Here is a 21904-nt window from a genome sequence, read left to right on the forward strand (position 1 = left end):
TCCACCACTCGGCAGACGCCGAGCGGTCCCCCTCCCCCTGGCGGGGGAGGAACTGGATCGCACCGTTCACGCCGCCACTCCCACGCGCTGAATTTCCCATTCCAACGTCACGCCCGACTGCGCCTTCACCTTGTCCCGCACCTCTTCGCCCAAACCTTCGATATCGGCGCTGCTCGCCGAGCCGAGGTTGAGCAGGAAATTACAATGTTTCTCAGATACCTGAGCGTCACCACGCCGCAAGCCCCGGCAGCCGGCGGCGTCGACCAGCGCCCAGGCCTTGTGCCCGTCGGGGTTCTTGAACGTCGATCCCCCGGTCTTCGACCGCAGCGGCTGCGATGCCTCGCGCGCGGCGGCGATGCGGTCCATTTCCGCCTGGATCACTGAAGGCTCGGCGGGCGCGCCGCGGAAGGTCGCGGATACGACGACCGCGCCGTCGGGCAGCGCGCTGTGGCGATAGGTGTAGCCGAGGTCCGCGAGGCCAAGCGTCACGCGTTCGCCGGAGCGCAACACGACGTCGGCCTCGATCAGCACGTCCTTGACCTCACGGCCGTAGGCGCCGCCGTTCATCCGCACGAAGCCGCCGACCGTGCCGGGGATCGAGCGCAGGAATTCGACGCCGCCGATGCCCGCATCGCGTGCGGTCGAGGAGACGAGGATGCCGCTCGCTCCCCCGCCACAGCGGAGGAAGACGTCGTCGAGCCGCTCAACTTGCGCGAAGGCCTTGCCGAGCCGCACCACCACGCCCGGCACACCGCCGTCGCGGACGATCAAATTCGATCCCAGCCCCAGCGCCATCACCGGGACCGCCGGGTCGAGCGCGGAAAGGAACGCGGACAGATCGTCGGCGTCCTTCGGCTCGAACAGCCATTGGGCATTGCCCCCCGCCTTGAACCAGACGAGCGGCGCCAGCGCGGCGCCCTGCGTCAGGCGCCCGCGGACCGGGGGCAGTGCGGTCACCAAGGCCCGACGCCCCAGAGCCGCGTCCACGCCTGGAAGGCGGCGAGGTTCGCCTCGGCCGCCTTGCGCGTCGCCTCCTGCGCCTCGACCATCGCGGCGCCGGCATCGACCGCGTGGCCGCCGGCCTCCAGCGCCTGGCGCTGGGCGTCGAGCATCTGTTTCTGGAGCTTGAGGCCCGCATCGAACCAGTCGGTCATCGCCGTGCTCCGATCGCGGCGGCGAGGCCCGCCGCCCATTTGGTGATGTCGCCCGCGCCGAGGCAGACGACCATGTCGTTGGGCTGGATCGTTGCGGCGAGTTCGTCGGCGAGCGCATCGGCGTCGGCGACGGTCGCGGCGGAGCGGTGGCCGCGACGCTTCAATCCCTCGACCAACGCCTGCGCGTCGACGCCCTCGACCGGCGTCTCGCCCGCGGCATAGACCGGAGTCACGAGCACGCGATCGGCGTCGTTGAACGCGGTCTGGAACTCTTCCATCAGGCTGCCGAGGCGCGAATAGCGGTGCGGCTGGACGACGGCGATGACGCGACCCTCCGCGCCCTCGCGGGCGGCGGCGAGCACGGCGCGGATTTCGACCGGGTGGTGGCCGTAATCGTCGATGATCGTGACGTTGCCGTCCTCCATCGCCACTTCGCCGACATGGGTGAAGCGGCGCTTGACGCCGCCGAACGCCGAAAAGCCGCGCTGGATCGTCTCGTCGGGAATGCCGAGCTCCAGCGCCACGCCGATCGCGGCGAGCGCGTTCTGGACGTTGTGGCGGCCGGGCATCGGCAACTCGATATTCTCGATCGAGCGGCTGGTGCCGTCGCGCTCGCGCACGATGCATTCGAAGCGGTTGCCGCCCGGCACCGGGGTCACGTTGACGCCGCGGACGTCGGCCTGCGCCGAAAAGCCGTAGGTCACGACGCGGCGGTCGCGGACGCGCGGCAGGATGTTCTGCACCTCCGGGTGGTCAAGGCACAGAAGCGCCGCGCCGTAGAATGGGACGTTTTCGACGAATTCGACGAACGCGTCCTTCACGCCGTCGAAGCTGCCGTAATGGTCGAGGTGTTCGGGATCGATGTTGGTGACGACCGCGATCGTGCCGTCGAGGCGCAGGAAGCTGCCGTCGCTCTCGTCGGCCTCGACCACCATCCAGTCGCTGGCGCCGAGGCGCGCGTTGCTGCCGTAGCTGTTGATGATGCCGCCGTTGATGACGGTGGGGTCGACGCCGCCGGCATCGAGCAGCGCCGCGACCATGCTGGTCGTCGTCGTCTTGCCGTGCGTGCCGGCCACCGCGACGGTCGACTTGAGGCGCATCAGCTCGGCGAGCATTTCCGCGCGGCGGACGACGGGGATGCGCCGTTCCAGCGCCGCCTCGACCTCCGGATTGGTGCGGGTGATCGCCGTCGAGGTGACGACGACGGCGGCGTCCGCCACGTTCTCGGCGGCGTGGCCGATCGTGACGGCGATGCCCTTGTCGCGCAGGCCCTGGACGACATAGCCTTCGGCGACGTCCGAACCCTGCACGGTATAGCCGAGGTTCTTCATCACCTCGGCGATGCCGGACATGCCGATGCCGCCGATGCCGACGAAGTGGATCGGGCCGATGTCGGTCGCGACGCCCCTAATCATGCGGTCACCGCCTTGGGCTTGGTCGGCACGCCGACGGGGAGGCGCGACAGCGGGGCGTCGAGGCTTTCGACCAGATCGGCCAGGTCGCTGACCGCGGTCGGGCGGCCGACGCTCTTCGCGCGCGCGGCGGCATTTTCCAGTGCCGCGGGGTCGAGGCCCAGTTTCTGCATCTGCTTGGCAAGCTCCACGGCGGTGAATTCGGGCTGCGGGATGGTGCGCGCGCCGCCCGCCTTGGTGATCTCGCGCGCGTTCGCGGTCTGATGGTCGTCGGTCGCGCCGGGCAGCGGCACGAGGATCGCGGGCCGACCAGCCGCGGTCAGTTCCGCGATCGTCGAGGCACCGGCGCGGGCGATGACGAGGTGCGCCCAGGCGAGCTGTTCGGGCATGTCGGGCAGATAGGTGGCGAGTTCGGCCGGGATCTGATGCTCGGCATATTGCGCGCGCACCGCGTCGATATCCTCGATCCGCGCCTGATGCGTCACCTGCAGGCGGCGGCGGAAGGTGACGGGCAGCATGGCGAGCCCGTCGGGCACCACCTGGCTGAGGATGCTCGCCCCCTGGCTGCCGCCGGTGACGAGGACGCGGAAGATGCCGTCCTCTTCCAGCAGCGGATAGGGTTTCGCACGCAAGGCGAGCACCGCGTCGCGCACGGGATTGCCGACGAGGTGGACCTTGTGTTCGTGCTTCGCCGCCAGCCGTTCGGTCGTCTTGTACGAAGTCGCGATCGCATCCACCTTGCCCGCAACGACGCGGTTGACGCGGCCGAGGACGGCATTCTGTTCATGGACGGCGGTCGGGATCTTTTCCGCGAACGCCGCGAGCAGCGCGGGGAACGCGGGATAGCCGCCAAAGCCGATCACCGCGGCGGGCTTGAACGTGCGGTACAATTCACGCGCCATCGCCCTGCCGCGCAGCATCTCGCGCACCGCACTCGCCCAGCCCTGCGGCTTCTTCACCTGGAAGCGGCCCGCGGGCAGGACGTGCGTCTGGACGTTGTCGAACAGGCCGGGGAAGCGCACGCCGCGCGCATCGCTGACCAGCGCGACGCGATGGCCGCGCCGGGTCAGTTCCTCCGCCAGCGCCGCGGCGGGGACCATGTGACCGCCCGTGCCACCGGCTGCCAGGACGTAATGCTTGCTCAATTCGAACCCCATCTCACCACATACGGGCTGCGCGTCAGGAACGGATTGCGCCGGGTGAAGGCGAGCAGCAACCCCATGCCGATCGACAGCGCGATCATCGACGACCCGCCATAGCTGATGAACGGCAGCGTCATACCCTTGGACGGCGCAAGGCCGGTGTTGACCGCCATCGACACCAACGCCTGAGCCCCGAACTGCACGGCGAGGCCAGAAGCGGCGAGCAGCTTGAATTCGTCCTGTTCGTCCAGCAGCTTGACGAACACGCGCACGACGATCGCCAGGAACACCAATGCGATGATCGCGCAGGCGATCAGGCCGAATTCTTCGCCGATCACCGAATAGATGTAATCGGTATGCGCTTCGGGCAGGCCGAACTTCACCGTACCGCCGCCGGGGCCGGTGCCCGTCCAGCCGCCGCTGGTGATCGTCGCATGCGCGGCGTTGGTCTGGAAATGGTCGCTCGCGCCCTCGCCCTCGACACTCGGAAACAGGAAGGCGTCGATGCGGTTGCGGGCGGTGCTGTAGAACATGTAGGCGCAGACGAGGCCGACCGGCACCATCGCGATAATCCCGCCCAGCACGCGCATCGGCGTGCCCGCGATCATCAGCAGCGCCATCCATACGGTGCAGAAGATCACCGTCTGCCCGAAGTCGGGCTGCATCATCAGCAGCAGCGCGATCAGCCCGGTCATCGCACCGGTGATCAGCACGGTCGGCAGCGTCGGGTCCTTCGCCTTCAGCGACAGCAGCCAGGCGACCGTGACGATGAAGAGCGGTTTCAGAAACTCGGACGGCTGGAACGAGGCGAAGCCATAGCCGATCCAGCGCCGTGCGCCGTTGATGCTGTTGCCGACGAAGGGCGTGAGCGCGAGGCAGACGATCAGCACCGCAGCGCCGATCAGTGCGAGCCGGCGGGCGAGCGGCACCGGCAGCATCGACACGCCGAACAGCACGGGCAGCGAGATGCCGACCCAGATCAGCTGGCGCCAGAAGTAATAGAGCGCCGTGAACTTGTGATGCTCGCCCGAATAGCGGACCGCGGTCGCGGGGCTCGCCGCCGCCACCGCCACCAGCCCGATCGCGATCAGGAACAGGGTGAGCAGCAGGAGCATCCGGTCGATGTCCCAGAACCAGGTGCCGAGCGGCGATCGATCGCCGCGGCCACCCGAGCGCTTCACCTTGGCGATCAGGGTGTCGCGCTTGTCGTCGGTCATGCTGGCGCCCGTCATGCTAGAGCCTCGACAGCCGCGCGGAACGCAGCGCCCCGCGCCTCGTAATCGCGGAACTGGTCGAAACTAGCACAGGCCGGCGACAACAGCACGACCTCTCCCGGCTGCGCCGCAGCGGCGGCGGCGCGGACGGCGGTGGCGAGGTCGCCGCTGCGTTCGACGTGGGGGAGCTTGGGGGTCAAGATATCTGCGAACAGCTCGGCCGCCTCGCCGATCGTATAGGCCGCGACGACGTGACCGAGGAACGGCGCGCAGGCGTCGAGATCGTCGCCCTTGCGCTTGCCACCGACGATCCAGTGGATGCGTTCGAACGCGCCGAGCGCGGGCGCGGTGCTTTCGGGGTTGGTCGCCTTGCTGTCGTCAATGAAGGCGACGCCGTTGCGCTCGGCGATGCGCTCCATGCGGTGTGGCAGGCCGGTGAAGGTTTCAAGCGCTGCGGACAGTTCGCCGGCGGGCACGTCGAGCCTCGCCGCGACGATACGTGCGGCGGCGACGTTCTGCGCATTGTGTGGACCGCGCAATGCGGGTCCGAACACCGCGCCGTTATATTCGGCGGTCGACACTTCGATCAGATCGCCCCGATCGCGAAGCGCGCCGGCAATGTGCCGCGTGGCGTCATCGTCGATGCCAACAACCGCGAGATGACCCGCTGACTGCATCTCGAACAGCCGCGCCTTGGACGCCGCATAGCCCTCGAAGCCATCATACCGGTCGAGGTGATCCGGCGTGATGTTGAGCAGCACCGCGACGTCGCAATCGAGCGTCTGCGTGAGGTCGATCTGGTAGCTCGACAGTTCGAGCACATAGACGCCGCCTTCCGGCAGCGGCTCCTGTTCGAGGATCGGCAGGCCGATGTTGCCGCCCATCAGCGTCGGCACGCCCGCGGTCTTCAGGATATGGTGGACCAGCGCTGTCGTGGTCGACTTGCCGTTGGTGCCGGTGATGCCGACGACCTTGTGCGGCGGCAGTTCGGCGCGGGCCTGAGCGAACAATTCGATGTCGCCGATCACCGGCACGCCCGCGGCCAGCGCCTGCGCGACCAGCGGGTGGGTGTTGAGGGGGACGCCGGGCGACACGACCAGCCCGGCCGCGCCCGTGAGGTCGAGGCTTGCGGGATCGTGGACGATGACGCCGTCGATCGCTTGCGCCCGTTCGCGCGCGGCGGGATCGCTGTCCCAGGCGACGACGTACGCTCCGGCGGCGGCGAGCGCACGGACGGTCGCCATGCCGGAGCGGGCGAGGCCGAGGACGGCGTAGCGTTGGCCCTTCCAGGCGGTGGAGAGGATCATGCCGCGCTTGCCCAAATCGATCCGTCACCCCGGACTTGGTCCGGGGTCCGCTCTGCGGCGAGGGGGATGGCTAGAGGCGCACAGCGCCCCCGCGTGGCCCGGTGGACCCCGGACCAAGTCCGGGGTGACGGTGTGTTTGGGGCGACCGGCATCGTCCTCACCGCAACTTCAGCGTGGACAGGCCGGCGAGGGCCAGCACCAGGCTGATGATCCAGAAGCGGATGACGACGGTCGGCTCGCTCCAGCCCAATTGTTCGAAATGATGGTGGATCGGCGCCATGCGGAACACGCGCTTGCCGGTGCGCTTGTAGAAGAACACCTGGATGATGACCGACAGCGCCTCGACGACGAACAGGCCGCCGATGATGCCCAGCACGATCTCATGGTGCGCGACGACCGCGATCGTGCCGAGTGCGCCACCCAGCGCAAGGCTGCCGGTATCGCCCATGAACACCGCAGCGGGCGGTGCGTTGAACCACAGGAAGGCGAGCCCGGCGCCGACCACCGCGCCGCAGAAGATCGCGAGTTCGCCCGCGCCCGGCACGTGCGGGATGCCCAGATAGGTGGCGAACTTCACGTTGCCCGCCAGATACACGATCAGCATGAACGCCACGCTGGCGATGATGACCGGCATCGTCGCCAGGCCGTCGAGCCCGTCGGTCAGGTTCACCGCATTGCCGAAAGCGACGATCGTGAAGGCGGCGAACAGCGGGAAGGCATAGCCCAGGTCGAGGTACAGCCGGTCGGTGAACGGCAGGTACAGGTGCGGGCCGTTCTGCTGCATGATGATCCACGATGCGATGCCGGCGATGGCGAACTCCAGCAACAGGCGCGTCTTACCCGACACGCCGGCGGTGCTCGCTTTGCGCACCTTGTCGTAGTCGTCGAGGAAGCCGATCGCACCGAAGCCGAGCGTCACGAACAGGCACGCCCAGACATAGGGGTTGCTGAGGTCCATCCAGATCAGGATCGCCAGCGCCATGCTGGTCAGGATCATCAGTCCGCCCATCGTCGGCGTGCCGCGCTTGGCGAGGTGCGTCTGCGGGCCGTCGGCGCGGATCGGCTGCCCCTTGCCCTGGCGGACGCGCAGCCAGCCGATGAAGCGCGGCCCGATAATCAGGCCGATGAACAGCGCGGTCGCCACCGCCGCGCCCGTCCGGAAGGACTGGTAGCGGATAAGGTTCAGCAGCCCGGTGAAGCCCAGGTGCTCGGCGATCCAGTACAGCATTTACGTTCCGCCCCCCATGCGATCTGCGATCGCAACACCTGCCTCCAGCCCCGCGACCAGGCGCGACAGGCCGACACCATTAGACCCTTTGACGAGTACCGCGTCTCCTGCCCGGACCAGGTTCTTCAGCCGGTCCAGCGCCGTCGCAGCATCCGGCACATGCATGATGTCGACGCGTCCCTCAAGGGCCTGCGCCAGCGGCGCCATCGCTTCGCCGACGAGCAGCGCCGTTTCGACGCGCGCGGCCAGGATCGGTTCCGCGAGGGCGGCGTGATAGGCGGCGGAATCGTCGCCGAGCTCGCGCATCTCACCCAGCACCGCGACGTGACGGCCGGGCTCCTCGGCTAGCACCGCCAGCGTCGCACGCATCGAGGCGGGGTTGGCGTTGTAGCTTTCGTCGATGACGAGCATCTCGCCCCCACCGACGCGCGCCGTGACACGGAGGCCGCGCCCGGCGAGGCCGCCCATCTCGGCGAGCGCGAGACCCGCACGGGCGAGGTCGGCGCCGGTCGCATCGACTGCGGCGAGGACCGCGAGGGCGTTCGACACCCAGTGCATGCCCGGCTGCGACAGCGTGAACGACAGCTCGCGGGCGCCGACCTTCGCGGTGACGAACGACCCGCCCGAGGGCAGACGCATCGCCTCGACCGCATGGACGTCGGCGCCCTTGGTCAGACCGAAGGTGACGGTGCGTGCGGCATAGGGGGCGGCGGCCGCCATCAGCCGGTCGCGGTGCGGGCTGTCATAGGGGACGATGGCGACGCCGCCCGGCTCAAGACCCTGGAAAATCTCGCCCTTGGCGTCGGCGATGGCGCTTTCGTCGGCGAAGAATTCGGTGTGGGCAGGCGCGATGGCGGTGATGATCGCGATGTGTGGGCGCACCAGGCGCGTGAGCTGCGACAGCTCGCCGGCATGGTTCATGCCCATCTCGAACACGCCGACCGTCGTGTCGCGCGGCATGCGGGCGAGGCTGAGCGGAACGCCGGTGTGGTTATTGTAGCTCTTCACCGAGCGATGCACCGCGCCGGTCAGCGAGCGGTCGAGCGCGGCGAACAGCGCTTCCTTGGCGCTGGTCTTCCCCACCGAGCCGGTGACGCCGATCACCGTGCCGCTCATGCGGGCGCGGGCGGCACGGCCGAGGTCGTTCAGGGCCGCGAAGGTATCGGCGACGCGGACGTGCGGATGGGGCGTGTCGGCGGACACGATCGCGCCGGCGGCCCCTTGCGCGAAGGCCTGATCGAGGAAGCGATGGCCGTCGGTGCTGTCACCGGTGAGCGCGATGAACAGATCGCCGGGACCGACCTCACGGCTGTCGAACGCGACGCCGGTGACGGCGAAGTCGGTCGAGGCGGTGCCGGATGTGGCAGCGGCGATTTTGGCGGCGGTCCAGAGGGGACGCATCATCGCCCAACTCCTTCGTCACCCCGGACTTGTTCCGGGGTCCACCAGTCCGCGAGGGGCAGGCAAGAGCCTCCAGCCATCCCCCTCGCCGCTGAGTGGACCCCGGAACAAGTCCGGGGTGACGAAGAGTACACGCCCCTCACGCCGCATACTCCCGCGCCACGCTGACGTCGTCGAACGGCAGCACCAGATCGCCGACGATCTGGCCCTGTTCGTGGCCCTTGCCGGCAATCAGCACGATGTCCTGCGGGCCGGCTTCGCGGATCGCGGTGGCGATGGCTTCGCGGCGATCGCCGATCTCGCGGGCGTCGGGCGCGCCCTTCAGGATCGCGGCGCGGATCGCGGCGGCATCCTCGGTGCGGGGATTGTCGTCGGTGACGATGGCGAGGTCCGCCTGCATCTGCGCGACCTGCCCCATCGTCTCGCGCTTGCCCGCGTCGCGGTCACCGCCCGCACCGAAGACGACGATCAGCCGGCCGCCGGCATGCGGCTTCAACGCGGCGATCGCCGCCTCCAGCGCGTCGGGCGTGTGCGCGTAATCGACGTAGACGGGCGCGCCGCCGCGCGCGATCGCGGCGCGCTCCAGCCGGCCGCGGACGGGTTGCAGGCGGGCGAGATTGGCGATCGTCTGCGTCACGTCGCCGCCGGTCGCGATGACCAGTCCCGCCGCGACGAGCGCGTTCGCTGCCTGATAGCCGCCGATCAGCGGCAACGTAACGCGATGCGTCGCGCCATCCGCCTCGATCACCAGCCCCTGCCCCAGCAAGGTCGGATCGCGCTCGACCAAGCGTAGCGTTTGGCCGCGCTCGCCGACCGTCACCAGCCGATTGCCGCGCGCCTGCGCGAGGTCGATCACCCGCGCCGATTCGACGTCGTCCGCCCAGACGACCGCGGCGCCATCGGGGCTGAGCACCTCGGAAAACAGGCGCAGCTTGGCGGTGAGATAGGCGCCCATGTCGCCATGATAGTCGAGGTGGTCGCGGCTGAGGTTGGTGAAGGCCGCCGCGGCGACGCGTAGCCCCTCGGTGCGATATTGCGTCAGGCCGTGGCTCGACGCCTCGAAGGCGACATGCGTCACGCCCTCGCGCGCCAGCCCGGCGACGTTGGAGAGAAAGGTGACGACGTCCGGCGTCGTCAGCCCGGTCGTCACGCGCTCGTCGGCGGTGGTGACGCCCAGCGTCCCGATCGAGGCGGCATGCTCGCCCGCCATCCGCCACAATTGCCGCGTCATTTCGACGGTGGAGGTCTTGCCGTTGGTGCCGGTCACGGCGACCGCGACCTCGGGAAACGGCGCGAAAAATTGCGCGGCAAGCTGCGCGAAGCGTTCGCGCGGACTGTCGGACGGGATTGCCACAGCGCCCTCCACCGGCACGCCCGGCCGCGTCACGACGGCGATCGCACCCGACCGCACCGCGTCGGCGATATACTCCTCGCCATTCACCCGCGCGCCCTGAAACGCGCCGAAGACGGTGCCCGGCGCGACCTTGCGATGGTCGATCGCAAAGCCGGTGACCACCGCCTCTTCACTCCCGCCGGTGAGCGTCCCCAGCTTCATGTCGCGCTCCTCAATAGTCGGCTCGTCAATTGCCGTTCGCCTGCTTCGGCGGCGTCTCCTGCCAGATCAGCGGCATCATGTCAGCGACGTCGATGTCGCGCTGCGCATCGGGCACCACGCCGAGCATCGATCCGACGCGGGCGATCGTGCGGCCGACGACGGGCGCGGCGTTCCAGGCGGCGGTCTTCCAGCCGCCCGTTTCCTTCGTGCCCTGCGGCGAATCGAGCATCGCGAGCACGACGTATTTCGGCGCATCCATCGGGAAGGCCGCAGCGAAGGTCGCGACGTTGCGCGAATGGTCGTAGCCGCCCGCGACCGCCGCCTCGGCGGTGCCGGTCTTGCCGCCCACGCGATAGCCGGGCGCGTCGCCCTTGCGGCCCGTGCCGCGCATGACGATCAGCCGCAGCATCTGGCGCATCTTGTAGCTGGTCGCCTCGCTGATGACGCGACGGCCGGCGGGTGCCTGGCCGGGGGCGATCTTCATCAGCGTCGCCGGGCGCCAGATGCCGCCGTTGACCAGAGCCGCATAAGCGCTGGCGAGGTGCAGCGGCGTCACCGCGATGCCGTGGCCATAGGCCGTCGTCATCGTCGTCGTCCGCGCCCAGTACCGCGGCCACAGCGGCCGGCCCTTTTCGCGCAATTCGATGTCGGGCCGGGTGTCGAAACCCAGCTTGCGGAACATCGTCTGCATCTTCTGCGGACCCACCTCATCGGCGATCCGCGCGGTGGCGATGTTGGACGAATAGATCAGCGTTTCGGGCATCGACAGCCAGCGCTGCGGATCGCCGCGCTCGTCATGGATGGTGAAGCCGCCGACCTTCAGCGGATGCGTCGCGTCGAACTTGCGGTTCATCGTGATCGTGCCGGTGTCGATCGCGGTCGCGACGGTGATCGGCTTGAAGGTCGAGCCCAGCTCGAACACGCTCTGCGTGGTCAGATTGCGCAGTTCCTCGCTGCCCGCCATCCCGACGCGATTGGGATTGAACGTCGGCAGCGAGACCATTGCGAGCACTTCGCCGGTATGGACGTCCATCACGATGCCGCCCGCCCCGCGCGCGGAGAAGGTGCCCATCGCGCGGCCGAGTTCGCTTTCCATCGCCGCCTGCACGCGTGCGTCGATCGCCAGCGCGACCGGCTTGCCCGCCTGCGCCGGATCGAGCAGCCGCTCGTCGAGCACGCGCTCCATGCCGCTCATGCCGTGGCCGTCGGTCGACAGGAAGCCCAGCGCATGCGCCGCCATCGTCGACTGCGGGTACAGGCGCTGCGTTTCGCGAGCGAAGACCAAAGCCGGCTCGCCGATCGCATTCACCTGCTCGACCAGCGCGGGGCTGGCGCGCCGCTGGAGGTAGACGAAGCTGATGTTGCGGGTGAGCTGGTGGTAGAACCACGCCTGATCGCCACGATCGGGCATCAGCGCCGCGAGCCGGGCGGCGATCTCCATCTTGTCGCCGATGATCTTGTTCGGATGGACGGCAATCGTCCACGCATCGATCGTCCGGGCGAGCGGCGCGCCGTTGCGATCGACGATATCGCCGCGAGCCGCCAGCGCCGCCGTGCGCGCTGCGGCCTCGCCGCCCGACAGGATGCCGAGCATCGCCAGCCGGCCGATGATCAGGACCACCGCCGCCGCGAACAGCATCATCAGCATCATCAGCCGCATATGCGACGTCGCGACCAGCGCGTGACGCTGGCCGGCGCTGCGATGCTGGGCCTGGGCCGGACGGGCGACGATGACGGTCAACGTTTGCGGGCCTCGGCGCGCGCGCTGCTGAGGATATCGCCCAGCGTGCTGTCGGACAGCAGCTTCTTGTCGAGCATCGCGACCGCTTCGGGCCGAACCTTCGCCACCGCCGCCTTGGCGCGGGCCGCCTCGTTCAGCTTCGCCAGCATCGGCGCGCTCTTTTCGATCGCCGCGACCTTGATCACCGCGCGCTGCGCCTTGGGCATGGCGGCGGCGACCTGCACCACCGCCGGGGCCGGCGTGGCGGCGGGCGCGGCGGCGCTGACGCCCGGCTGCGACGGCACGACCAGCGACGCCATTTGCATCCCGGACTTGCCATCCGTGGGCACGCCCACCTGATTGACGTCGAGGCTGGCGAGCGCCGCCTCGTCGGTCACGAACTGGCCGGCGGTCGGCGCGGCGAGTGAAAGCGTTTCGCCGTTCCACTTTTCGAGCTGGGCGAGGTTGGCGCGCGTTTCGAACTCCGTCTCCAGCGCGCGGATATCGCGCTGCGCGGCGTCGATCTTGCGATCCATGCTCTCGAGCTTCTTGCGCTCGGTCGCGACCTGCAGCGAGACCAGGTAGAAACCGAGGACGATGGCGACGCAGCCACCGAACCATCCGATCCCCTTCAACCGATACGCCGCCGTCATGCCGTCACCTCTTCATTCCATGCAGGGGCGGCCGTCCGGATGGCGGTCCGCAATGTTGCCGATCGTGCGCGCGGGTTGCGCGCGAGTTCCGCCTCGCCGGCACGGATGCCACGACCGACGGTCGCGAAACTGGGTGCCCGCGTCGCCCCCGCCTGCGGCAGGTGCCGCGAGCCGCCAGGCGTGTTGCCCGAGCGTTCGCGTAGGAAGCGCTTGACCATGCGATCCTCCAGGCTGTGGAACGTCACCACCGCCAGCCGGCCGCCAGGCTTGAGCAGCCGCTCGGCGGCGGCGAGGCCGTCGGCCAGCTCGCCCAACTCCCGGTTCACATGGATACGGATCGCCTGGAAGGTCCGCGTCGCCGGATCCTTCTTGTCGTGCGGCCGGTGGCCCAGCGCCTTGCGCACGACGGCCGCCAGTTCGCCCGTACGGGTCAGCGGCCGCGCAGCGACGATCGCGCGCGCGACGCGGCGCGACTTGGGCTCGTCGCCATACTGGTACAGCACGTCGGCGATCGCGTCCTCGTCAGCGGTGTTCAGAAAGTCCGCCGCGCTGGGGCCGTCCTGCGCCATCCGCATGTCGAGCGGGCCGTCGGACTGAAACGAAAAGCCACGCTCCGCCTGATCGAGCTGCATCGACGACACGCCGATATCCATCGTCAGGCCATCGACGGGGGCGTCGATCGCCGCCTCCATCGCGGAGAAGTCGCTGTGGACCAGCGTCAGCCCCTCGATCCCAGCCGCCCGTCCTTCCCGAATCGCGTCGGGGTCGCGATCGAAGGCGATGACGGTGGCGCCGGTCTTCAGGATCGCGCGCGTGTAGCCGCCCGCGCCGAAAGTGGCATCGACCATCACCTCGCCCGGGGCGGGGGCGAGTGCGGCGACCACTTCGTCGAGCAGAACGGGGATGTGGGGGGCGTCAGTCAAGCGGCACCCCCTTGTCCTGGCAGTAATAGCGGCAGGCAGCGACCATCTGGGGGGCGATGCCCGGCGTCGACAGCAGCGTCTTGGGGTCCCAGATCTCGATATAGTCGAGCGTGCCCCAGAAGAAGGCGTGCGCGCCGATATTGGCGTAGAAGCGCGGGAAACCGGGCATGATGAAGCGGCCGGAGCCGTCGAAGGGCACGGCTTCGCCGTTCGCGCCGCCACGCTTGATATTGTGGTCGATCTTGCCGTCCGCACCGCGCGACAGGGCGACGCGCTCGTTCAATTCGCGCTTCAACTCGGCGATATAGGCGGGATCATAGGCGATCAGGCAGGGCTGATCTTCATGCGCGGCGATGATGACGGTGCCGCCGTCCTTGCCGTCGGCGCGGGGCGCATTGGCGGCCAGCGTGTGGCGGAGCGCATTGGGGATGGCGACGCGACCCTTGTCATCGACAAGAGCGAGTCCGCTTCCCTGATAGTCGCCCCTTTCCAACACGCCCGTCTCGCACCCTGACGCGCACGGCCCATCGTCTGGAAAGTCGGATTTTCACCGCCTCCCATACATCTGCGCCCAAACGCAAACGATGATGCCTGCCCCGTTGTTAACTGTCGCTACCAACAGCCAACCGGGGATGCAACGGGATTTTTGGGGATGAGCGGGGAAAAGCCCCCTGAAGGCGGCTAAATGGGCGGGAAACACCCCCATGGTGGCATGGATGCCACAGCCGCTAACCGCGGGTGCGGGCGTGCGATTCCGCCGGCGCGGGGCGCCGTCCCCGGTTTTCCCCGAAAATGGATCATCGTGCGGCTTGCGCGTTGCCCGTGGCCGGCGCGACGCCGAGTTCGGCCAATGGTTCGCCCGAGGCATCGGCCGCGGCTGCGGCGCCGGCATTGGTCATGGCGATATTCGCGACGACGTCGGCCTGGGCGGATCCGGCGGTGGCAATGGGCTTTTCGCGCGTTGCCGACCCCAGAATCGCGGTGGCGATCGCGATGAGCATGACGACAGCGACAAGGCCGATCACGCCGACCTTGATCCGTTGCATCGTCTGGTGAGTGTCTCGCACGGCTCTCATCTTGTCGTGCGGCTGTACCGCTTTGTCGGGCGCTTGTCGATTACCCGGCGAGTCGGGGGCGGTTTCCGCCCATTCTCCCGTCACCCCGGACTCGTTCCGGGGTCCACTCCGCGGCGAGGGGAGTGGCTCGAGGCGCAGGCCGCCCCCGTGCGGATGGGTGGACCCCGGAACATGTCCGGGGTGACGGGGGAGTAGTGTTACGCCAGCCCCTTCTCCGCCCGCCAAGCCGGATCGTGCAGCGTCGAGAGATAGCGGAAGCCCGTGTCGCACAGGATCGTCGCGATCCTTTTGCCCGGCCCCAATTGCTTCGCCAGCCGCACCGCGCCCGCAACGTTGATGCCGGACGACAGGCCCAGGCACAGCCCTTCCTCGTCGAGCAGGCGGCGAACCCAGTGATAGCCCTCCTGGTCGGAGATGCGGAACTGCGTGTCGATCGGCGCGCCCTCCAGATTGGCGGTGATCCGCCCCTGCCCGATCCCTTCGGCGACCGACGATCCCTCGCTGCGCAACTCGCCGTGCGCGTAATAGTCGTACAGCGCCGCGCCATGCGGATCGCTCAGCGCGATGCAGACGCGCTCGTCCTTCGCCTTCAGCCCCAGGCCGACGCCCGCGATCGTGCCGCCGGTGCCCGCCGCGCAGGTGAAGCCGTCGATCCGCCCGTCCATCTGCTGCCAGATCTCCTCCGCCGTCCCGACGATATGCGCGCGGCGGTTGGCGACATTGTCGAACTGGTTCGCCCAGATCGCATTGTCGCGTTCCTCCGCGATGCGGCGGCTGGTGTGGACGAAGTGGCAGGGACTGGAATAGGGCGCCGCCGGCACCAGCACCAGCTCGGCCCCCAGCGCGCGCAGCGTGTCCATCTTCTCGCGGCTTTGCGTTTCGGGCATCACGATGATCGTGCGATAGCCCTTGGCGTTGGCGACGAGCGCCAGACCGATGCCGGTATTGCCCGCCGTGCCTTCGACGATAGTCCCGCCGGGATGCAGCACGCCACGCGCCTCCGCATCCTCGACGATGCCCAGCGCCGCGCGATCTTTCACGCTCGCGCCGGGATTGGCGAATTCGCATTTGCCGAAGATGTCGCAGCCGCTCGCCTCGCTCGGCCCCTTCAGCCGGACGAGGGGCGTGTTGCCGATCAGGGCAAGCGTGTCTGGGGTCGTATGCATGCCCGCTAGATGGCGCGTGGCCGGGCCTGCGACAAGCAAAGCTGCACTTGGGAAGCGCAAAGCCGCACGATCAACCGAACGACCAAATCCGACGGATCGCCTTGACGCTCCCCCTTCGCATGCGCAAAGCGTGCCCTCGCTATGAAGAGCCTCCCCCTGTTCGCCGCCACCGCCGCGCTTCTCGCGCTGGCCGCCTGCAACTCCAAGCCCGCGCAGCCGGACGTGCTGGATTCGAATCCGGATCCGATGGCCAACCAGCTCGCCAACCGCGCGCCGGTGGAACTGCCGCCCGCGATCAAGGCGGAAAAGACCTTCCGCTGCAAGGACAACAGCCTGCTGTACGTGACGCTGTTCGACGGTGACAAGCTCGCCCTCGTCAAGACGTCGCAGACCGGCACGCCGACCCGCCTGACCGCCGAAAAGGCCGGCGAGCCGCTGACCGCCGAGGGCGGCTGGAAGCTGACCGGCAATGCGTCGAACATCACCGTGTCGCAGCCGGGCAAGGCCTCGCAGACCTGCAAGTCGTAAGCCACGACGGACCGACTTTTCACAAGGGCCGGCGGAGCGATCCGCCGGCCCTTTTCTTATGCGCGGCGCACGGCCACCCTTCCCACATTGCTATTGCGAACGATCCGCAAATTCAGTAGCTGGCCGTCGAGACCGGAACTGTCCGGCCGATTCCAGGAATTTGCTGCGTGATCCTTGCACACGACCGGCGCGTCGCCGTGTCCGTTCTTGCCATCGCCTTCGGGCTTGCGGCGCCGGCGATGGCGCAGACCACCGGCGGCGATACGCCCTCGCCCGAGACCCAGGCCGACATCATCGTCACCGCGCGCTCGGCCAGCGCCAGCATCACCGGCAGCCACACGCCGCTGCTCCGCTATCCGCAGTCGGTGCGCGTGCTGGACGAGGACGACCTGACGCCGCTCAATGCCACGCGGCTGCAGGATGCGCTGGATTATGCGGGGGGCGTCACCCGCCAGAACGATTTCGGCGGCCTGTGGGACAAATATGCGATCCGCGGCTTTGCGGGGGACGAGAACACCGGGCCCGACATCCTGATCAACCGCTTCGGCAGCAACCTGGGCTATAATCCCCCGGTCGACAGCGCGACGATCGAGCGCGTCGAGGTGATGAAGGGCGCGAGCGCCGCTTTGTCCGGCCGCGGCGAGCCGGGCGGATCGATCAACATCGTCACCAAGGCGCCGCTCGATCATGCGCATGCCGCGGCCAGCGCGATGGTCGGCAGCTGGGACCAGCGGCGCGTTACGGGCGACGTCGGCGGCCCGATCGCCGATGGCCTGTCCGTCCGCCTGATCGGGGTCGTGGAAGACCATGACAGCTTCCGCGACCATGTCGGCGGATCGCGCCGCCTGATCGCGCCCTCGATCGCCTGGACGCCCGCGCCGGGGCTGCGCCTGCTGTATCAGGCCGAATATATGCGCAACCGGTCGGTGCTCGATCGCGGCGTGGTCGGCATTGGCGGCAACGCCCGCGCGATGGATCGCGCCACCTTTCTCGGCGAGCCGGCGGACGGCCGCATCACGCAGCGTATCCTGTGGCAACAGGCCAGCCTGTTCGCCGATCTGGGATCGGGCATCGGCCTGGAGCTGGGCGGCAGCCAGCGCGACGGGTCGCTACACGGCTTCGGCACGATGGTCGATTTCGGCGCGCGCGGTCTGCAAAGCGACAGACGCACCGCCGGGCGCGACCGCCGCTATCACGACTTTGCGTGGAACGATCTGTCGTTGCGTGCCGAACTGACGGGGCGGCTTCGCCTGCTGGGGCTGGAGCACGACCTGCGCGTCGGCATCGACAGCGTACGGCACGCGCTCGACTTCCGGCTGGATCGCGCACGCGGCACGACGACGCGGCCGATCCTGCTCATCGATCTGTTCGCCCCCGTCTACGGTCAGCCGCTGCCGACCCCGCCCGCTTCGCTCAGCCGCACCGCATCGTTTCGCAGCGAAAGCCTCTATGCGCAGGACGTGATCCGGCGCGGTCCCGTCACCGTGCTGCTCGGCGCGCGATGGAACAGCTTTCGCGAGGACGTCTTCAACCGCCTGACCATCCGCGAACTCGACACGCGCGATGCCGGCGTCACGCCGCGCGCGGCCGTATCGTTGCAAGTCCGGGAGGGCGTATCGCTCTACGCCAGCCGGGGCGATTCGCTGCGGCTCAACCCGTCCGACGGCACGGCGACCTTCGATGCCGAACGCAGCCATTCGACAGAGGCGGGGGTCAAGGTCAGCCTGTTGCAGCGCCGCCTGACCGGCACCGCCGCCGTGTTCGACATGGAAAAGCGCAACGTCCTCAACCCCAATTTGGTCGATCCGTTCGTGAAGAGCCAAATCGGTCGCCAGCGGTCGCGCGGCGCGGAGGCGGAACTCACCTATTCCCGCCCCGACGATCTCTACGTCACCGCCGCCTATACCTATGTCGACGCGACGATCCGCAACGATCAGGACCGCACGCTGATCGGCAAGCCGCTGTCGAACGTGCCGCGCCATGCGGGCAGCCTGTTCGCGCTGAAGACGGTCGGCCGCCTGGGCGTGGGTGGTGGGATCACGTACGTGGGCACGCGCGCCGGCGATCCGTTCGGCACCAGCTATCGCCTGCCCGCCTATACGATCGCGCGGGCGACGCTGAGCTATGCCGTCACGCCGCGAGTCAGTGTGCGCGCGGACGTCGATAACCTGTTCGACACTTATTATATCGCCAGTTCGTATGCGAACGTGTGGACCGTTCCCGGTGCGCCGCGGAACGTGCGCGTGACGCTGGCAAGCCGGTTCTAGGACCGATCCGCGGCCGGACCGGTCACAGCATCCCGATATCGCGCAGCCACTGCTGGAGCGCCCCCGGCCATTCGCGCGTCACCGGGTCGCCGGTCGGACGCATCCCGAAGGCGTGGCCGCCTTTGGCGTACAGGCGCATGTCGACCGGCACGCCCGCGTCGGTCAGCGCCAGGGCATAGGCCATGGGCTGGCGGATCGGGTCGGTGGAATCGTTCATCGCGTGCAGGATGAAGGTCGGCGGCGCCTTGGGGCTGATCGTCACCCATGGCTGCAATTCCAGGCTGTTGCGGCCCTTGCTGTCGTCGAGCATGCGCGCGGTATAGGCGATCACCGCAAAGTCGGGGCGCGGCGATTGGCGATCGGCGGCATCGGCGATGGGATAGGTTCGCGCCTCGGTGTTGCTCATCGCCGCGGCCAGATAGGCGCCGGCCGAAAAGCCGATGACGCCAATGCGATGCGGATCGATGCCATAGCGCGCCGCCCGCACGCGCAGCAGCCCCATCGCGCGCTGCGCATCCTCCAGCCCCAGCAGCACCTTGGGCCGCTGCTGCCGCCCGTTCACCACGGGCCATGCTTGCGGCACCCGGTATTTCAGCACCGCGCAGGTGATCCCCTGCCGCACCGCCCAATCGCAGATTTCGGTCCCCTCCAGGTCCATCGCGACGACGGTAAAGCCGCCGCCCGGCAGCACCAGCATGGCCGTGCCCGTGTTGCGCCCCTGCGGCCGGAACACCGTCATCGTCGGCCGCGTGATCGATCCCGCCCAATGCCACATCCGCCCGCCGACGATCGCCGAACCGTTGCCGGTTTCCTCCGGCGCATTGCCGCTGTCCGGCTTGGCGAGCGGGACGGTGGCCGCCCATAGCAGCTCCTGCCGTCCACCCGCCGGCGCCTGCCAAACGCCGGGTCGGGAAACGATCGGCACGCTTTCACGCGCCGGCCCGGTTGCCCGCCCACCTGTCGACGATGCAAGCGACGCGGCAAGCAGGATCGCAGACCCAAGGACGGCACGGCGCAGCATATCGAACTCCCGATCCGGATGGTGGCGCAGCGCATCATCGCCCGATGCCGCCGCGCCTTACGTCCGGCCCGTATCGGGCGACATCGCGCCCGACAAAGCACCTTTGCTCGGGCCAGCCCCCCAGTTTCCCTCATGGCGCGGATCGCGCATTGCCCGATCGGGTCCAGAACGGTACGATCCCCGCCCATGGCAACGATCGCGATCTACAGTTCGAAGGGCGGCGTCGGCAAAACCACGCTGGCCGTCAATCTGGCCTATTGCGCCGCCACCCTGTCGAAGCGGCGCACCGCCTTGTGGGACCTCGATCCCCAGGCGGCGAGCAGCTGGGTGCTGGGTCGCGATCCCGCGGGCGATCAGGCGCGCGCGTTGTTCACCAAGGATACGAAGGTCGCGCGCCACGCCCGGCCGACCGAGATCGCGAAGCTCGACCTGATCCCGGCCGACGCATCATTGCGTGACCTCGACGTGCTCCTGCACGATCTCGGTAAGAAAAGGCGGCTCGACAAGCTGGTCGCCGACCTCGGCAGTTACGATCACGTGCTGCTCGATTGTCCGCCGGGGCTCACCGAAACCAGCGAACAGGTGATCCGCGCCGCCGACCTGATCGTCATGCCGATCATCCCCTCCGCCCTCGCGCAACGCGCCGCAGAGGAAGTGGTGCGCCATCTGGGCGGCAAGGTGCCGGTTCTGCCCGTCCACATGATGGTCGACCGCCGCCGCCGCCTGCACGCCGCCGCGCTCACCGCGCAGCCCGACTGGCCTGCGATCCCGATGGCGAGCGCGGTCGAGGCGATGGCGGATCATCGCGCGCCCGTCGCCACCTATGCGCCGCGCAGCGCCGCCGCGACCGCCTTCGCCGGCCTGTGGCGCGCGATCGAAAAGCGGGTGGCGCGCTGATCCGACGCGCGATGCGGGTTATCCGCATCTAAATCGTGCGAGCTTGCCCGTCGTCCCGGCCGGAGCGGGCCACCTTGCCATCGCCCCCGTGCACCGCCACCTTCATTGGCGATGGAGACGCTCGACCCGAAACTCGTGCTCGGCGCCTATGCCATGGGCGTCTTCCCGATGGCGGATCACCGCGACGCCGACAGCGTCTATTGGGTCGAACCGCGCACCCGTGCGATCCTGCCGATCGATGGCTTCCACCTCTCCGCGTCGCTGCGCAAAACGATCGCGCGTGACCGCTTTCGCGTCACCGCCGACACCGCCTTCGAGCGAATGATCCAGCTGTGCGCAGAAAGCGCCGACGATCGCCCGGAAACCTGGATCAACAGCGGCATCGAGCAGGTGTTCGTGACGCTGCACCGCATGGGCTATGCGCATTCGATCGAATGCTGGGACGGCGACGATCTGGTCGGCGGCCTGTATGGCCTGGCGCTGGGCCGGGCCTTTTTCGGCGAATCGATGGTCAGCCGCCGGACCGATGCGTCGAAGGTCGCGCTCGCCTGGCTCGTCGCGCGTCTGAAGGCCGGCGGGTTCACCTTGCTCGACTGCCAGTTCCAGACGCCCCACCTCGCCTCCTTGGGCGCGGTGGAGATCGACCGGAGCGATTATTGCGCGTTGCTGGCCGGCGCGCTCGACGGGGCGACCGGCTCGTCGGCGGGCGCCGCATCGTCGCCCTCGCTCGCATCGGCGTCCGCACCGCCCGATTTCTTCGCGCTGGAGCGCGCCGCGCCGCCACTCGCCGCCGATACCGTGTCGGGGCCGGTTTCCGGCCAGGACATCGTGCAGCTCTTGGTCCACACGTCATAGACGGGGTGCTGGACGACGTTCAGCGCCGGCCGTTCCTTGAACAACCAGCCGGAAAAGGCGCGGCGCCAGTGCCGGTCGGTGCCGCGCACGTCGAGCTGTACGAAGGCGCCGGTCAGCGGATCCTGCTCCCACGGCGCGGTCTTCTCGCAGGCACGCAGGCGCACGATCGCATCGCCGACGCGCACCGCCTGCCCCGGCTTCAGCGTCAGGTCGCGGCTGACGCCGTTGCGCTTGTTGAGCAGGCCGACGACGGCGACCCGTTCGGCCATCGGCGTACCGCCGGTGGGCAGCGTCGTATCGGAGGCGGCGATCGTCTCGATCCCATCGCCCTTGGCGGGATCGGCGGGCAGGTCCTGCGTCGCGACCGTCCGGTTCGCCGGCCCAT

20 protein-coding genes and 1 pseudogene are annotated in these 21904 nt (G+C 68.7%); 4 read left to right on the forward strand and 17 right to left on the reverse strand.

Annotation, left to right across the window (positions count from 1 at the left end):
• Window positions 1-66: 66 nt before the first annotated feature.
• The 15 genes from murB to ACP7A3_RS03955 all read right to left on the reverse strand — a co-directional run bounded on the left by murB (window position 67) and on the right by ACP7A3_RS03955 (window position 15951).
• On the reverse strand, window positions 67-957 hold the full coding sequence (gene murB / locus ACP7A3_RS03885) for a UDP-N-acetylmuramate dehydrogenase (protein ID WP_426255266.1): 891 nt from the start codon (window positions 955-957) through the stop codon (window positions 67-69).
• Complete coding sequence (locus tag ACP7A3_RS03890) at window positions 954-1154, reverse strand: hypothetical protein (RefSeq protein WP_024310406.1); 201 nt, start codon at window positions 1152-1154, stop codon at window positions 954-956. Before ACP7A3_RS03890 ends, murB begins: the two co-directional genes overlap by 4 nt.
• Window positions 1151-2566, reverse strand: coding sequence for a UDP-N-acetylmuramate--L-alanine ligase (gene murC / locus ACP7A3_RS03895; protein ID WP_426255347.1), 1416 nt, complete (start codon window positions 2564-2566; stop codon window positions 1151-1153). The genes ACP7A3_RS03890 and murC overlap by 4 nt, the downstream gene beginning before the upstream one ends.
• A complete protein-coding gene (murG, locus tag ACP7A3_RS03900; protein ID WP_295561590.1) occupies window positions 2566-3723 on the reverse strand; it encodes an undecaprenyldiphospho-muramoylpentapeptide beta-N-acetylglucosaminyltransferase in 1158 nt (385 codons plus the stop codon). Before murG ends, murC begins: the two co-directional genes overlap by 1 nt.
• Window positions 3708-4925, reverse strand: coding sequence for an FtsW/RodA/SpoVE family cell cycle protein (locus ACP7A3_RS03905; RefSeq protein WP_020486562.1), 1218 nt, complete (start codon window positions 4923-4925; stop codon window positions 3708-3710). The genes murG and ACP7A3_RS03905 overlap by 16 nt, the downstream gene beginning before the upstream one ends.
• A gap of 11 nt (window positions 4926-4936) precedes the next feature.
• Window positions 4937-6229 carry a UDP-N-acetylmuramoyl-L-alanine--D-glutamate ligase gene (gene murD / locus ACP7A3_RS03910; protein WP_426255265.1) on the reverse strand — a complete coding sequence of 431 codons (1293 nt, stop codon included), beginning with the start codon at window positions 6227-6229 and terminating at the stop codon, window positions 4937-4939.
• 157 nt (window positions 6230-6386) lie between these two features.
• A complete protein-coding gene (gene mraY / locus ACP7A3_RS03915; RefSeq protein WP_017979586.1) occupies window positions 6387-7457 on the reverse strand; it encodes a phospho-N-acetylmuramoyl-pentapeptide-transferase in 1071 nt (356 codons plus the stop codon).
• Entirely contained in the window at window positions 7458-8861 is a 1404-nt protein-coding gene (locus ACP7A3_RS03920) for a UDP-N-acetylmuramoyl-tripeptide--D-alanyl-D-alanine ligase (protein WP_426255264.1), read from the reverse strand.
• A 136-nt stretch (window positions 8862-8997) separates the two neighbouring features.
• Window positions 8998-10413: a UDP-N-acetylmuramoyl-L-alanyl-D-glutamate--2,6-diaminopimelate ligase gene (locus ACP7A3_RS03925; protein ID WP_426255263.1), complete on the reverse strand. Its 1416-nt coding sequence runs from the start codon at window positions 10411-10413 to the stop codon at window positions 8998-9000.
• 25 nt (window positions 10414-10438) lie between these two features.
• Window positions 10439-12154, reverse strand: a complete 1716-nt coding sequence (locus ACP7A3_RS03930; RefSeq protein ID WP_017979589.1) for a peptidoglycan D,D-transpeptidase FtsI family protein — start codon at window positions 12152-12154, stop codon at window positions 10439-10441.
• Window positions 12151-12786, reverse strand: a complete 636-nt coding sequence (locus tag ACP7A3_RS03935; protein ID WP_063685825.1) for a hypothetical protein — start codon at window positions 12784-12786, stop codon at window positions 12151-12153. Before ACP7A3_RS03935 ends, ACP7A3_RS03930 begins: the two co-directional genes overlap by 4 nt.
• Entirely contained in the window at window positions 12783-13709 is a 927-nt protein-coding gene (gene rsmH / locus ACP7A3_RS03940) for a 16S rRNA (cytosine(1402)-N(4))-methyltransferase RsmH (RefSeq protein WP_426255262.1), read from the reverse strand. The genes ACP7A3_RS03935 and rsmH overlap by 4 nt, the downstream gene beginning before the upstream one ends.
• On the reverse strand, window positions 13702-14205 hold the full coding sequence (locus ACP7A3_RS03945; RefSeq protein WP_024310403.1) for a division/cell wall cluster transcriptional repressor MraZ: 504 nt from the start codon (window positions 14203-14205) through the stop codon (window positions 13702-13704). Before ACP7A3_RS03945 ends, rsmH begins: the two co-directional genes overlap by 8 nt.
• 301 nt (window positions 14206-14506) lie before the next feature.
• A complete protein-coding gene (locus ACP7A3_RS03950; protein WP_286165109.1) occupies window positions 14507-14776 on the reverse strand; it encodes a hypothetical protein in 270 nt (89 codons plus the stop codon).
• A gap of 206 nt (window positions 14777-14982) precedes the next feature.
• Entirely contained in the window at window positions 14983-15951 is a 969-nt protein-coding gene (locus ACP7A3_RS03955; RefSeq protein ID WP_294283692.1) for a cysteine synthase A, read from the reverse strand.
• Between the two features lie 141 nt (window positions 15952-16092).
• On the opposite strand from ACP7A3_RS03955, the gene ACP7A3_RS03960 reads away from it, so the two are divergent.
• Window positions 16093-16479, forward strand: coding sequence for a hypothetical protein (locus ACP7A3_RS03960; RefSeq protein WP_017979595.1), 387 nt, complete (start codon window positions 16093-16095; stop codon window positions 16477-16479).
• A gap of 167 nt (window positions 16480-16646) precedes the next feature.
• Window positions 16647-18746, forward strand: a complete 2100-nt coding sequence (locus ACP7A3_RS03965) for a TonB-dependent siderophore receptor (protein WP_426255261.1) — start codon at window positions 16647-16649, stop codon at window positions 18744-18746.
• A gap of 22 nt (window positions 18747-18768) precedes the next feature.
• On the opposite strand, the gene ACP7A3_RS03970 is transcribed toward ACP7A3_RS03965, so the two are convergent.
• The gene (locus tag ACP7A3_RS03970; protein WP_426255260.1) at window positions 18769-19767 is read right to left on the reverse strand and encodes an alpha/beta hydrolase; all 999 of its coding nucleotides are present in this window, start codon (window positions 19765-19767) and stop codon (window positions 18769-18771) included.
• 186 nt (window positions 19768-19953) lie between these two features.
• Here ACP7A3_RS03970 and ACP7A3_RS03975 point away from each other — a divergent pair, with 186 nt between their 5' ends.
• On the forward strand, window positions 19954-20664 hold the full coding sequence (locus tag ACP7A3_RS03975) for a ParA family protein (RefSeq protein WP_426255259.1): 711 nt from the start codon (window positions 19954-19956) through the stop codon (window positions 20662-20664).
• A gap of 111 nt (window positions 20665-20775) precedes the next feature.
• Complete coding sequence (aat, locus tag ACP7A3_RS03980; RefSeq protein WP_017979599.1) at window positions 20776-21519, forward strand: leucyl/phenylalanyl-tRNA--protein transferase; 744 nt, start codon at window positions 20776-20778, stop codon at window positions 21517-21519.
• Between the two features lie 35 nt (window positions 21520-21554).
• Here the strand turns inward: aat and ACP7A3_RS03985 are convergent.
• Window positions 21555-21788: pseudogene (locus tag ACP7A3_RS03985) on the reverse strand (DUF2155 domain-containing protein); the annotation flags it as partial.
• Between the last annotated feature and the right edge of the window lie 116 nt (window positions 21789-21904).

The organism is Sphingomonas sp. DC5200-1, assembly GCF_049897245.1.
In the GTDB taxonomy this organism is placed as follows: Bacteria; Pseudomonadota; Alphaproteobacteria; order Sphingomonadales; family Sphingomonadaceae; genus Sphingomonas; species Sphingomonas aquatilis.